The sequence below is a fragment of the Aestuariimicrobium sp. T2.26MG-19.2B genome (assembly GCF_950101875.1).
In the GTDB taxonomy this organism is placed as follows: Bacteria; Actinomycetota; Actinomycetes; order Propionibacteriales; family Propionibacteriaceae; genus Aestuariimicrobium; species Aestuariimicrobium kwangyangense.
On the sequence record NZ_CATNLW010000001.1, the window covers coordinates 732,260 to 745,190 of the forward strand.

11 protein-coding genes, 1 tRNA gene and 1 pseudogene are annotated in these 12,931 nt (G+C 70.1%); 8 read left to right on the forward strand and 5 right to left on the reverse strand.

All coding sequences use genetic code 11. From position 1 onward, the window contains the following. The first annotated feature begins 50 nt into the window (after window positions 1–50). Window positions 51–1,535 (forward strand): ABC transporter permease, encoded by a 1,485-nt coding sequence (locus QQZ11_RS03340; RefSeq protein WP_284548666.1) that lies wholly within the window; start codon window positions 51–53, stop codon window positions 1,533–1,535. After that, window positions 1,532–2,617, forward strand: coding sequence for an ABC transporter ATP-binding protein (locus QQZ11_RS03345; protein ID WP_284548668.1), 1,086 nt, complete (start codon window positions 1,532–1,534; stop codon window positions 2,615–2,617). The genes QQZ11_RS03340 and QQZ11_RS03345 overlap by 4 nt, the downstream gene beginning before the upstream one ends. A 21-nt stretch (window positions 2,618–2,638) precedes the next feature. Here the strand turns inward: QQZ11_RS03345 and QQZ11_RS03350 are convergent, their stop codons facing one another. The 3 genes and pseudogenes from QQZ11_RS03350 to pdxS form a co-directional block, all read right to left on the reverse strand. After that, window positions 2,639–3,286, reverse strand: coding sequence for a hypothetical protein (locus tag QQZ11_RS03350; protein WP_284548670.1), 648 nt, complete (start codon window positions 3,284–3,286; stop codon window positions 2,639–2,641). Window positions 3,287–3,367: 81 nt separating this feature from the next. Continuing rightward, a pseudogene (pdxT, locus tag QQZ11_RS03355) lies at window positions 3,368–3,995 on the reverse strand (pyridoxal 5'-phosphate synthase glutaminase subunit PdxT); the annotation flags it as partial. Then, window positions 3,970–4,875, reverse strand: coding sequence for a pyridoxal 5'-phosphate synthase lyase subunit PdxS (gene pdxS, locus QQZ11_RS03360; protein ID WP_022909290.1), 906 nt, complete (start codon window positions 4,873–4,875; stop codon window positions 3,970–3,972). The pseudogene pdxT and the gene pdxS, both read right to left, overlap by 26 nt. Before the next feature lie 94 nt (window positions 4,876–4,969). On the opposite strand from pdxS, the gene QQZ11_RS03365 reads away from it, so the two are divergent. The 6 genes from QQZ11_RS03365 to QQZ11_RS03390 all read left to right on the forward strand — a co-directional run bounded on the left by QQZ11_RS03365 (window position 4,970) and on the right by QQZ11_RS03390 (window position 10,553). Further along, window positions 4,970–6,466: an aminotransferase-like domain-containing protein gene (locus tag QQZ11_RS03365; RefSeq protein WP_284548674.1), complete on the forward strand. Its 1,497-nt coding sequence runs from the start codon at window positions 4,970–4,972 to the stop codon at window positions 6,464–6,466. Window positions 6,467–6,591: 125 nt separating this feature from the next. Next, the gene (locus QQZ11_RS03370; RefSeq protein ID WP_284548676.1) at window positions 6,592–7,056 is read left to right on the forward strand and encodes a YbhB/YbcL family Raf kinase inhibitor-like protein; all 465 of its coding nucleotides are present in this window, start codon (window positions 6,592–6,594) and stop codon (window positions 7,054–7,056) included. A gap of 89 nt (window positions 7,057–7,145) precedes the next feature. Continuing rightward, window positions 7,146–8,360 (forward strand): cutinase family protein, encoded by a 1,215-nt coding sequence (locus QQZ11_RS03375; RefSeq protein WP_284548678.1) that lies wholly within the window; start codon window positions 7,146–7,148, stop codon window positions 8,358–8,360. A gap of 76 nt (window positions 8,361–8,436) precedes the next feature. After that, entirely contained in the window at window positions 8,437–9,681 is a 1,245-nt protein-coding gene (locus tag QQZ11_RS03380) for an MFS transporter (protein WP_284548680.1), read from the forward strand. A gap of 68 nt (window positions 9,682–9,749) precedes the next feature. Beyond that, on the forward strand, window positions 9,750–10,379 hold the full coding sequence (locus QQZ11_RS03385) for a histidine phosphatase family protein (RefSeq protein ID WP_284548681.1): 630 nt from the start codon (window positions 9,750–9,752) through the stop codon (window positions 10,377–10,379). A 91-nt stretch (window positions 10,380–10,470) separates the two neighbouring features. Then, window positions 10,471–10,553: transfer RNA gene (locus tag QQZ11_RS03390), tRNA-Leu, on the forward strand. 384 nt (window positions 10,554–10,937) lie between these two features. Here QQZ11_RS03390 and QQZ11_RS03395 read toward each other — a convergent pair. Both QQZ11_RS03395 and QQZ11_RS03400 read right to left on the reverse strand, forming a co-directional pair. Next, window positions 10,938–11,672 (reverse strand): DUF72 domain-containing protein, encoded by a 735-nt coding sequence (locus QQZ11_RS03395; protein ID WP_284548683.1) that lies wholly within the window; start codon window positions 11,670–11,672, stop codon window positions 10,938–10,940. A gap of 394 nt (window positions 11,673–12,066) precedes the next feature. Then, entirely contained in the window at window positions 12,067–12,897 is an 831-nt protein-coding gene (locus QQZ11_RS03400) for a hypothetical protein (RefSeq protein ID WP_284548684.1), read from the reverse strand. Window positions 12,898–12,931: the final 34 nt, after the last annotated feature.

Sequence of the window (12,931 nt, forward strand, 5' to 3'; positions counted from 1 at the left end):
CACCCGACCTCCTCGCGACCCGGGCATCGCGGCCGATGGACCACCAACCGGTGACCATCGCTGCCGCGGTGCTCGTGGTCGCGTTGTGCCTGGTGCCGCTGGGGTTCATCGTCGCCGCCACCGTGGACGCGGGGCCCGCCCTCGTACGCCGCCTGGTCTGGCGCCCTCGGATCGGCGAGTTGCTGGTCAACACGCTCTCGCTGATGGTCGTCGTCGTGCCCGCCACGGTGCTGATCGGGGTCGGAGCGGCGCTGCTGGTGGAGCGGACCAGGGTGCCGGGCTGGTTGTCTGCGGCCTTCGTGGCCCCGCTCGCCGTGCCGGCCTTCGTGATGAGCTACGCCTGGGCGACGGTGTGGCCCTCCATCGCCGGTCTCGCCGGTGCGTCCCTGATCGCCACCCTCAGCTACTTCCCCTTCGTGTACCTGCCGGTGCTCGCCACCCTGCGGAGGCTCGACCCCTCGCTCGAGGAGTCCGGACGAGCCCTCGGGCTCACCCCGGGCGGCGTTCTGCGCCGGGTCGTCCTGCCCCAACTCCGCCTCCCCGTGCTGGGCGGTGCGCTGCTCGTTGCCCTGCACCTGCTCGCGGAGTACGGCGCGTTCGCGTTCGTCCGCTACGACACCTTCACCACGGCCATCTACGACCAGTTCCGTTCGACCTTCGCGGCTCCCGCGGCGTCGATGCTCGCCGGGGTGCTGGTGCTGCTCTGCCTGCTGGTGCTGGGCGGCGAGTCAGCCGTCCGGGGACGACAGCGTCACGCCCGCATCGGGTCGGGCGTGGCGCGCCGACAACGACGGATCGTGCTCGGCTGGTGGGCCCTGCCCGTGACCATCGCAGTGGCGGCCCTGCTCATCGCTGCACTCGGCGTTCCCGTCTGGTCGCTCGGTCACTGGTTGTCGGTGGGGGTGGCCCTCGACCCGGCCATCGTGAGCGCGCTGGGCAGCACCCTCGGGTTGGCCCTCGTCGGCGCGCTGGCGACCTGTCTCGCCGCCGGACCGATCGCCTGGCTGTCGGTTCGTCGTCCGGCGCGATGGTCGCGCGCCCTCGAGGGGCTGGCCTTCGTGTGCTCGTCCCTGCCCGGCATCGTCGTCGGCCTCGCCTTCGTCACGGTCGCGATCCGCTGGGTGCAGCCGCTCTACCAGACCGCCGCGTTGCTAATCGCCGCCTACGTGGTGCTCTTCCTGCCGCGCGCGGTCGCCAGCCTCCGGGCGGGAATGGCGCAGGTGCCGGTGGGGCTGGGCGAGGCGGCGCGTTCGCTCGGCCAGGGTCCCGTGAGGTCGCTGGTGCGCGTCTCGATCCCGCTGCTCGCCCCAGCCTTCGGCGCCGCCGCGTCAATGGCCTTCCTGGGCATTGCCGGTGAACTGACCGCCACTTTGCTGCTGTCGCCCACCGGCACCAGCACGCTGGCGACGCGATTCTGGTCGCTCTCGAGCGAACTGGACTACCCTGCCAGCGCGCCGTACGCGCTGTTGCTGATCGCGTTGTCGGTGCCGATGACCATCATCTTGTTCCGCCAGACCGGAGGAGACCGACCGTGAGCGAAGCGTCAACGACGGCGGCGCTCGAGGTGCGCGGGGTACGCGCCTCCTACGGTCCCACCGAGGTGCTGCACGGGGTTGACCTGTCGGTGCCCACGGGGGCAGTGCTGGCGGTCGTCGGACCCTCCGGCAGCGGGAAGACGACCCTGCTGCGGTGCATCGGAGGGTTCGAGCCACCCACTGCCGGTGAGGTCCGCATCCAGGGCACTCCCGTCTGCGGCCCTCTCTGGGTGCCGCCGCACAAGCGCTCGATCGGCTATGTCTCGCAGGACGGCGCCCTCTTCCCTCACCTGAGCGTCGGCGCGAACGTCGGTTTCGGGTTGCCCCGCCACGAGCGGACCACCGACCGGATCGCTGACCTGCTGGCGAAGGTCAACCTCTCCGCCGACCTGGCGTCACGTCGTCCTGACCAGTTGTCGGGTGGCCAGCAGCAGCGGGTCTCGTTGGCGCGGGCGTTGGCCCGGCGACCCGCCGTGATGCTGCTGGACGAACCGTTCTCGTCGCTCGACACCCACCTGCGCGAGGCCACCCGTGACCTGGTCGGCGAAGTGCTGCGGGGGGCCGGGGTCACCACCCTGTTGGTGACCCACGACCAGGAGGAGGCCTTGGCGTTCGCCGACCTGGTCGCCGTGCTCGACGGCGGCGAACTGCGCCAGGTCGGGGCACCGCAAGTGGTCTACGAACGCCCCGTCGACCTCGCCACGGCCCGTCTGCTCGGCTCAACCCTCGAACTGGATGCCATCGTCTCGGGCGGCATCGCCCAGACCGTGATCGGGCCAGTACCGGCACTGGGGGTGGACGAGGGGCGCGCCACGGTCATCGCCCGGCCCCACCAGGTGTCGGCTCGACTCGACATTCGCGGACGATGGGTGGTGCGCCAATTGGCCTTCCACGGTGACCACCGTCGACTGACCCTGGGCTCGGCCGATGGCTCGGTCGACCATGAACAGGCTGGGGGCGGTGCCACGTTCACGGTGTCGACCGACCAGCCGGTGCGGGTGGGCGACCGGATGTCGATCTCGCTGATCGGGCGAGCCCTGGTGGTTCCGGACAGCGGCCACCACGCAGCTTCGGTTGAGTAGGGAGCAAGGCGACCCGCCGAGTCAGCCGAGGGGTTCGGGCACCTGCTCGACGAAGCTGCCGCACCGCTCACGCAACTGTCCGAGGTGACCGTCCGGGTCGAATGCGTCCGCGAACAGGGTGTCGTCGGCGACGCAGCAGGCAGCACCGACCTTGTACCAACGGCCCAGGGCCCACGCCCCGAGACCACCACGGGGCACCAACTGCACCGAAGGCGGCAGCACGTGCTGGAGCGACTCGCCGTAGGCACCACCCATCACGTCGGCGGGCAGCACCTGCACCGCCGGGGCGCCGAGGTCACTGGCCGCCAGCAACTCGTTCGGGGTCAGGGCCGCGGGCAGCACCGTCACCCCCGCATCGATACCGGTGCGCACCAGTGCGGGGTTGGCATTGTTGGCCAGCACGAACGCCGGAGTCTGCGCCAGTGCGGGCTGCAGTTCGTCCGGGGAGACCACACCGTGCAGCCCGAACGCGAGCCGGGCACCGAAGACGGGCACCAGTTCGGCGAGCCAGTCCCGGTTGCCGTGGTGCAACGACACCGTCCGGAAACCGCGTTGGGCGAGGATCTCGAGCACGGCACCCACCCGCGGCAGGGACGAGGCCTCAGCCGGTCGCAGGGGAAGGGCGGCAACCAGCCGCGGCTCGGCCAAGCAGGCGGGCAACGCGTTCATGCGCCCATCATGCCAGTGGGCATCCAGCGTCCCGAACGCCGCTGACGGGGTGGGCGCGGCCCAGTGGTGGGTGCGCGCCCCCTATCTGCTGATGGCCGCAGGCGATGACTGCAGCAGGGCTCGGTGGAAGGTCTCGTCGCCGGTGAGTTCGGGATGGAACGAGACGCCGGTGATCGCCCCGGCCCGCACCCCGACCACCGAGTCGTCGCGCCGAGCCAGTACCTCAACTCCGCCACCCACTCGGACGACGACGGGGGCGCGGATGAAGGCCACCCGCACCGCGCCCAGCGCCGTGTCGAGGTCGACCTCTGCCGAGTCGACCTGTCGCCCCAGCGCATTGCGACGCACGCTCACGTCGAGCAGCCCCAGGGATTGCTGCCCCGGTGCGGGGTCGAGCACCTCGTCAGCGAGCAGCACCAATCCGGCGCAGGTGCCCAGGGTTGGCACTCCCGCGGCGATGGTCTCGCGCAGGGGTTCGGCCAGGTCATACAGGCGGAGCAGCCGGTCGATGGCCGACGACTCCCCACCGGGCAGCACCAAGCTGTCGACCCGCGGGCCGTCCGCACCCCTCAGGTCGCGCTCGGATCGGATCGGCACGGTGGTGGCACCCAGGTGTTCCAGCAGCAGACGGTGCTCGCGCACCCCGCCCTGCAGGGCCAGCACCCCGACGGTCGTCACGACCGTCACCAACCCCGCTCGGCCAGGCGGTGGGGTGCGGGCAGGTCGGCGACGTTGATGCCGACCATGGCCTCCCCCAGTCCGCGGGAGGCCTCGGTGACCACGGCGGCGTCGTCGAAGAAGGCAGTGGCCTTGACGATGGCGGCCGCACGCGCAGCCGGGTTGCCCGACTTGAAGATGCCCGATCCCACGAACACCCCGTCGGCGCCCAGTTGCATCATCAGCGCGGCATCGGCGGGGGTGGCCACTCCCCCGGCAGTGAACAGCACCACCGGCAGGCGTCCGGATGAGGCCACCTCGCGGACGAGGTCGATCGGCGCCTGCAGGTTCTTCGCCGCCAGGTACAGCTCCTCGGGGGCGGTCTCGGCGAGCGCCTTCAACTCGGCGATCTCGCGACGGATGGTGCGGATGTGCTTCGTGGCCTCCGACACGTCGCCCGTGCCGGCCTCGCCCTTGGACCGGATCATCGCCGCTCCCTCAGCGATCCTGCGCAGCGCCTCGCCCAGATTGGTGGCGCCACAGACGAACGGCACGGTGAAGGCGTGCTTGTCGATGTGGTGAGCGTAGTCGGCCGGCGAGAGCACCTCCGACTCGTCGATGTAGTCGACCTCGAGGTGCTGCAGCACCTGCGCCTCGACGGTGTGCCCGATCCTCACCTTGGCCATCACCGGGATGGACACGGCCTCGACAATCGCCTCCACCAGATCGGGGTCGCTCATCCTGGCCACCCCACCCTGCGCGCGGATGTCGGCCGGCACGCGCTCGAGGGCCATCACTGCGACGGCGCCGGCGTCCTCGGCGATACGCGCCTGGTCGGGGGTGACGACGTCCATGATGACGCCCCCCTTGAGCATGTCGGCGAGGCCGCGCTTGACGAGAGGTGAGCCGGTGACGGTCTGCATGGAGTTCATGGACCGATCATCTCCGCGAAAGTGGACCATCACCAGATCCAGAAGTGATCCATGTTGGTGGACCAGTATTGGGTCCGCCAGTAATCTGGTGCCCATGCGAACGACCCGCGAGGTGAGCCTTCCGCTGGTCCTCGACCGGACTGACGTCGAGCCACTGCCCGCCCAGCTGGCCCGCCAGCTGCGTCAACTGCTGGGCCAAGGGGTGCTGGTGCCGGGAGATCCCCTGCCGTCCACCCGGTCCCTCGCGGCCCAGATCGGCACGTCACGGGGCACGGTCGTCGCGGCCTACGAGCAGCTGATGGCCGAGGGGTACGTGAGCGCCGCGGCCGGGAGCGCCACGGTGGTGAACCCACAGCTGCGCCGCGTTCGCCCCTCGCTGGCGGCCGGCCGCAGGCAGGGCCAGGAACCCGCTCCCCCCGCCCTGGACCTCACCCCCGGCAGGCCGTGGCCCGGTGAGGTGGTGGGGCGGGCGTGGACCTCGGCGTGGCGACAGGCCTCGACCGCTCCGGTGCTGGCATCGGTTCCGGCCTTGGGGCTGCCAGAGCTGAGACAGGCCTGGTCGGAGCACCTGCGGCGGATGCGGGCCGTCGTCCGCGACCCCGGCCACGTCGTGGTCACCGGCGGCGGACGCGAGGGTCTGGCCCTGCTGCTGCTGTCGCTCGGGGCGCTCAACCTGGGGTCACTGAAGCCGGGGTCGCAGTCGCCGGGATCGTCGGGGTCGGCTTCACCGGCGGCGGGCTCGTCCACCACTGGCCCACGGAGTGGACGACCGCTGCGGGTGTCCGTCGAGGAGCCGGGCTACCCCTCCCTGCGCCGGGTGCCGGCGCGACTGGGGGCCGAGCTGGTCGGCCTGCCGGTCGACGAGAACGGGGTGGTCACCACCGACCTTCCCACAGGCACCGCCGCCCCGGACGTGCTGGTGGTCACCCCAAGTCACCAGTACCCGCTGGGCGGCTCACTGCCGATCGACCGGCGGCAGCGACTGCTCGACTGGGCCAGGGCCGAACAGGTCGTGGTGGTCGAGGACGACTACGACTCCGAACTGCGCTACACCTCCGAACCCCTGCCCGCCCTGGCCTCCCTCGACGACCCGGACGACGGCACCGTGGTCCTGCTCAGCACCCTCTCGAAGACCCTCACCCCCACCTTGGCGTTGGGCTTCCTGGCCCTGCCGACCCGACTGTTGGAACCGGTCCTCGAGGCCCGGCTCGACCTCGGCCAACCGGTCAGCCTGGTGACCCAACGCGCACTGGCGAACTACCTCACCTCGGGGGCCCTGCGGCAGCACACCCAGCGCATGCGACGCCGGTACCGCAGCCGGCGCACCCAGGTCGTTGCCGCGCTGTCGAAGCTGCCGGGTGTGACGGTCTACCCGATGGACGGCGGACTCCACGCGGTCGTCGAGACCGCTCGTCCCGAGGCCGAAGTGGTGGCGCAGCTGGTCCAAGCCGGGGTCAAGGTCAGCCCCCTCTCGGAGTACTGGTCGGGGGGAGGGAACCGCTCGGGGCTCGTGTTCGGCTTCGGCGCACTCGACGAGGACGAGCTGACCAGGGCGCTCACCGAGATCGCTCGAGCCGCCTCGTCGCGATGACTGTCGACAGCACTCAGGACGACCGGGGCACCCGACCTCGCCCACGGCTTCCCGCGCGGGGGATAGCCTCGAGGCAGGACACGTGACCACCACCGACGAGCCGTTGCCCACGACAGGGGGAGACCATGAAACTCGAATCGACCGCCATCCCGGCCGACACGGCCATCCAGCTGAAGTACGCCGAGCAGGGAGCCGGCGGACAGAACGTCATTCCCGACCTGCGCTGGAGCGAGGCACCCGACGGCACCGAGTCGTTCGCCGTCACCATCTACGACCCGGACGCCCCCACCGGTTCCGGGTGGTGGCACTGGGTGGTCGTCGACATTCCCGGCACGCTGAGCGGCATCGACGAGGGTGGGCCGCTGCCTGCCGGAGCCCGGGCCTGGGTGAACGACTACGGCTACGTGGGGTACGGAGGCGCGTGCCCCCCGCCCGGACCGGCGCACCGCTACGTGCACACGGTGTACGCCCTGCCGAGGGCGCACCTCGACGTTCCTGACGGTGCCACCTCGGCGCAGGTGCGGTTCACGATCCTCGCGCAAGCGCTCGACCAGGCCAGCTTCACGGCCACCTTCGCCCAGCCCGAGTGAGGTCGGGTTCCGCCACCCCCACCGCCCCGCCGCCAGTCGGGGCGGTGTGGTTCGTCGCCTGCCGGCGCTCCGCGGTCCACGGTTGCCTGGTGGTGCTGGCCTGCCTGTTCTCGCTCGCGACCGGTGTGGTCGGCGCCACACCTGCGCACGCAGTGCCCACCGCGTGGACCGACCGAGTGCAACCCTCGTCCGCTGCCGGCCAGCAGGCCTGCGCCGACTTCGTGTTCATCGGGGTGAGGGGTTCGGGCGAGTCCCCCGGCTACGGCCCGACCGTCACCCGCGTGCGTGACGGTTTGGCGTCCCGATGGACGAAGGGAACCGTGCGCCAACTGTGGCTCGAGTACCCGGCGAGCGACCCCCACACCTTGGCGAACGTACCGATGCAGTCGCTGCTGCTCGACCAGCCGATGCCCACCACCGAGTACTTCACCTCGGCCGAGACGGGTGCGAAGAACTTGGCGACGGTGCTGGCCGATTCCGCCAACCGCTGCCCCGCCGAGCGGACGATCCTGGCCGGCTACTCGCAGGGAGCCCAGGTGATCACCTCGGCGCTGGATGCAGTCCCCCAGGCCCCGTCGAGGTTGGCGGCGGCGATCCTGATCGGCAACCCGAGTCACTATCCGGGGCAGAGCGTCCGCGAACTGTCTGGGTCGGCGTCACAGAACGCCATCGGTCTTGGAGCGATGCTCGCCCTGCTGCGCGAACAGGCCCGTCGCGGTGGCGAGACCAACCGCGACCAGGCGGTGCGGAATCTCATCCAGACCACCATCAACCTCTACGAGGGCAAGATCGACACGGCCGCGATCCGGGCCGCCATGGTGGGCCAGCAGGCCGAGATCCCGCCCGGCGCCTACCAGGCCACCTATTCGGTGTGCCAGAGCGGCGACCTCGTGTGCGACGCAGGTCCCTCGATGGCACAGGTGATGCTGCAGAACACGACCCTCGACTCCGAGATCAGCCGTACCCGACCGATCCACTCGGGCTACACACCGCAGGTGCTGGAGGCGACGCTGGCCCAGGCCAGTGTGGCCATCGCTGAGCTCCCACCCCTCGCCGTACCCGCGCCCAGTTCCTCGGCGTCCGCCCCCGACGGCGGACGGCACCCGAACGGTCAGCAGCCAGCCCCCGTGACGACCACCACGGTCGATCGACAGTGGGGACTGGTGCTGGTGGCGGTGGGCAGCGCCCTGCCCCTGCTGGTGGTCGCCTACCTGATGGGGCACCGGCACGGACGAGGGCGGGGGAGGTCGGACGTCACCGACGGTTCCGCCGAAGCGTCACCCGAGCATGCCCGCATGGAGTGAGTGAGTCGGGCGGAGGGTCGGTTTCGGGCTAGGGTGAGCGGCGATTTTGTCCGCTCCCCACCCCCACGGAGACCGCATGACCATCGAAGCGCCGGTCGAGACCAGACCCAACCGTTACGCCCTCAAGGCCCTGCTCGCCTCGAGCGTCGGCTACGCCATGGACGGGTTCGACCTGCTCATCCTCAGCTTCTCGCTGGGTGCCATCGCCGCCCACTTCACCCTGTCGCCGGGTGAATCGGGCATGTTGGCGACCGTCACCCTGATTGGTGCCGTGCTCGGCGGTGCGATCGGCGGGGTGCTCTCCGACCGGATCGGCAGGGTCAGGGTGCTGACCGTCTCGATCCTCGTGTTCGCCGTCTTCACCGCCGCCACTGGCCTGTCGCCGAGCCACGGATGGCTGCTGTTCTTCCGCTTCCTGGCCGGTGTGGGTCTGGGCGCTGAGTACGGGGTCGGCATGACCTTGGCGACCGAGGCGTGGCCCTCCAAGTGGCGCGCCCGGGCGGCGTCCTTCGTCGCCGTCGGCTGGCAGGTGGGGGTGCTGCTCGCGGCCGGGGTCTCGGCGTGGGCCCTCAGCCACCCCTCGATCGGCTGGCGCGGACTGTTCCTGATCGGCGCGATCCCGGCCGTGTTGGCGTTCTTCACCCGCCGTCACATCGACGAGCCCGAGATGTTCACCCGCATGGAGCGGTCGAAGAACCCCGTGCGCGAACTGTTCTCGACCGCCACGCGCATCAAGCATTCGGTGGCCGTGATGGTGCTCACCTCGGTGCAGAACTTCGGCTACTACGGACTGATGCTGTGGCTGCCGAGCTACCTGTCCAAGCAGCACGGCTTCTCGATCAACAAGTCGGCCCTGTGGACGGCCGTCACGGTGCTCGGGATGATCATCGGCATCCTCATCTTCGGCGTGCTGGCCGACAGGGTCGGACGACGCCCGATGTTCCTCGCCTACCAGGTCGGCGCGGCCGTCTCGGTGGTCGTGTTCAGCCGCTTGGACGACCCGATCGCGATGCTCATCGGCGGTGCCGTGATGGGCGCCTTCGTCAACGGCATGATGGGCGGCTACGGAGCCCTGACCGCCGAACTGTTCCCCACCCACGCCCGCGGCACGGCGCAGAACCTGCTGTTCAATGTCGGACGAGGCATCGGCGGTTTCGCGCCGTGGCTGATCGGGCTCGTGGTGGGCTGGCGCGGCTTTGCGTTCGCGATCGCCATGTTGGCCGCCATCTACGTGATCGACCTGGTGGTCACGCTGGCTCTCGTCCCCGAACGCAAGGGCGTCGAACTCGACGGTGTCGGTGAGGCCTCCGTCCCCATCTGAGCTGGCGCCCGGGCCCCGCGACGTGACGTTCGGGCACGTCCGCGGGGCGCACCTGCTTGAGTAGTGCCATGAGCGCCCGACCGATTCCCCAGCACCGACTGGTGCTGATTCGCCATGGCAAGACCGAGTGGTCGGAGGCCATGAAGCACACCGGCCTGACCGATGTGCCCCTCCTGCCCAAGGGCGAGCGCTTGGCCGCCGAGATCGCCCCCCAGTTGGGTGGTTTCGAGTTCTCGATGGTGCTCACCTCTCCCCTGCAGCGGGCTCGCAGGACGGCCGAACTGGCCGGATTGGGCGACAACGAGGTCGACCAGAACCTCGTCGAGTGGGACTACGGCGGCTACGAGGGACGGACGACCGCCGAGATCCGCGAGGAGCTCGGTTACGACTGGAACGTGTGGGACGACGGCGTGGTCACGGGCGAGACGCCCGGCGAGACGATCGAACAGGTCTCGGCCCGCGCCCGCTCGGTGATCGACCGGGTGCTACCGGCCCTGCAGGACGGTGACGTGGCCCTGGTGGCCCACGGTCACCTGCTGCGGGTGCTGGCCTCGGTGTGGTTGCGGACCGAGCCGCGCTTCGGAGCCCAGCTGATCCTGGACGCCGGCGGGCTGTGCGTGCTCGGCTACGAGCGCCACAACCCGGCGATCCTCCACTGGAACTGGCTGCCGCTGGCCGAGGCGAGCCAGAGCGAGTGACTCGGGCGAGGCCTCTGCTGGGGAGCTCTGCTCGATGTGCGTCGTCCAAGTTGCCCGTGCTAGTCTTCTCGGGCTGGAGCGATCCGGCGATGCGCGAGTGGCGGAATGGCAGACGCGCTGGCTTCAGGTGCCAGTGTCCCTTGGGACGTGGAGGTTCAACTCCTCTCTCGCGCACGAACATGGCTCTGACTACGTAGTGGTCAGGGCCATTCTTCGTTTATTGGCCCTGCGCAACCCCTGCCGGGCGCCGGCGTAGAGGCCACGTCGCCCCCGTCCCGCGCGGTTGCCCCAGCACCGTGGGAGTTGCGCGCCTTCCGCGCGGTTGCCCGCGTACCGTCCGAGTTGCCCTCGCGCCGCGCAGTTGCCCTCGTCCAGGGATGGGGCAAGTGAGCCGTCCCGGGGCAGATGGGACGACATGGGGGCAGGTACGGCCTCCCGACGGTCTGGGGTGGCGGGTCACCCAAAGCAGCCGATCGGACGGACAAGTGTGGCGATGGCCGTCCACCGTCGGGAAGGTCCAGCGGCTCAACATGCCGCCGCGTCGATGCCTGGGACGACCTAGCCCCGATTCCCCGACACCAGCGATCGGAGCGTGCGAGCGTTCCGCACCGCGTTCCCGCCCCCGTCGTTGTTGAAGTAGGCGTAGACGTCCCGACCTTGGGACTCCCACTCGGCGATCCGGTCGGCCCACCACCTCAGGTCATCGTCGGAGTAGGACCCCCCGTAGAGCGCGTGCTCGTCCGGGCCGTGGAGCCGCACGTAGACCGTCGGGGCCGTGGCCCGCAGAATGCACGGCAGACCGGCACCCGACATCACCACATAGGCCGACTGGTGTCGCTCCAGCAGCGCGAACACCTCGTCACACACCCACGAGGGGTGGCGGAACTCCACGGCTGAAGGCACCCACCACGGGAGCAGTCCGAGGAAGTACTCGAGCCTGGCGTCGTCGCGCTCCATCCCGGGCGGCAACTGGACGAGCAACTGTCCCCGCTTGTCATAGAGCCGATCCCAGGCGGCCGAGATCCGTCCCGTCCAGTACTCAGGTGAGTAGAGCTTGCGGGCGTGGGTGAGCGCACGCGGCGCCTTCACCGACATCCGGAAGCCCTCCGGGAGGCGACGCTGCCAGGAGCTGAAGGTCACGTCCCGGGGCCATCGGTAGAAACTCGCGTTCAGCTCGACGGTGTCGAACTCCGCGGCGTACCGCGAGAGTCGGTCGGCGGGAGAACAGCCGTGATAGAGGACGTCCTGCCAGTGGTCGTACGACCACCCGGATGTCCCGATCCACGTGCCCATGGGCAGCCACCCCTTCCCACAGTCGCCACGATCCAGAATGCCCTTGGCGCTCGGCGGCCGGTTCGGTTCCCGGGCACGGCCTCTCGTCCCAGCACGATCGTATGGCCGGTGTCCTCACGGCGGGCCAGGTCGGGCTGGACGGGCGGCGCGAATGGCGGCCGCCACGCAGCTGCGGTTGACGCACCCGCAGTGACGGGCTGCCGCGCACTTGCCCTCGTCCCGTGCGTGTTGCCCGCGTCCGGCGCAGTTGCCCTGCCCCTGGTTGGGGGCAGGTGTGCGCTTCGCGGGCAGGTAGTGCAGGACTGGGGCAGGTGTGCGCTTCGCGGGCAGGCGGTGCAGGACGAGGGTAGGTGTGTGTTTCGAGGGCAGCCACGCACCGCCGCGTCCCCTGCGATCACGCGAGGGACATCGACTCCGACGAGGACGGCTTGCTCCCGAGCAACCACGCGAGTGCCGCGAGGCTCACGAGCACGACCACCGACACCATCAGCGCGGGAGCCAGCACGGACGGGAAGCCCGCCGCGGCCATCCATCCCATGGCGGCGACGATGCTGGCGCCCATGAGCGCCGAGAAGCACAGCCATGGCGCCGCCCAGAAGAGTCCGTGGTGACGCCCTTGAAGGGTCGCGACTCCTGCGACGACCAGGGCGGGCAGAACCACGGAGAGGTCGATGACGTGAACAGGGTTCACCATCAGGCCTGCCTCCTTGAGCGTTGCCGGCACCGTCCCCGATAGCAGTGCTGGCACCAGGTCGCTGAGCCACAGCAACGCGAAGACCACCCCGATCGCGATCAGGGTGACAGCGGGGAAACTCCGTCGTCCGCGGCTCGGGAGGACCGTGTCGCCCCCAAGTCCCGGCACGGTGAGGATGACCCCCCAGGAGCACACACCCAGGATCGCCACGTAGACGAGGAACAGCGCGTTCAGGTGAACCGCGACGCCATAGACGATGTACGCGTAGATCAGGTAGAGCATGGCTCCGAGCCAGATCGACGCAGCCCTCGCGGACGCCCGGCGGTGATGGCGAAGTGCCGCCACCAGCAGGACCACCACGGCGATGAGGTTCCCGACGTCCTGCCCCTTCGCCTGCAGCGCCCAGTTGCGGGTCTCATCCGCGTAGGGAGCTGGGTGGAACAAGCCCATCAGGCTGGCGAGAAGCACGAGAGGGACGATCACTGAGGTCCACACCACGAGTCGTGGTCTGCGCCCAACGCTGGGGGTCATGCGCGTCACGCTATCCGGCCGGTCCCGGGCGCTA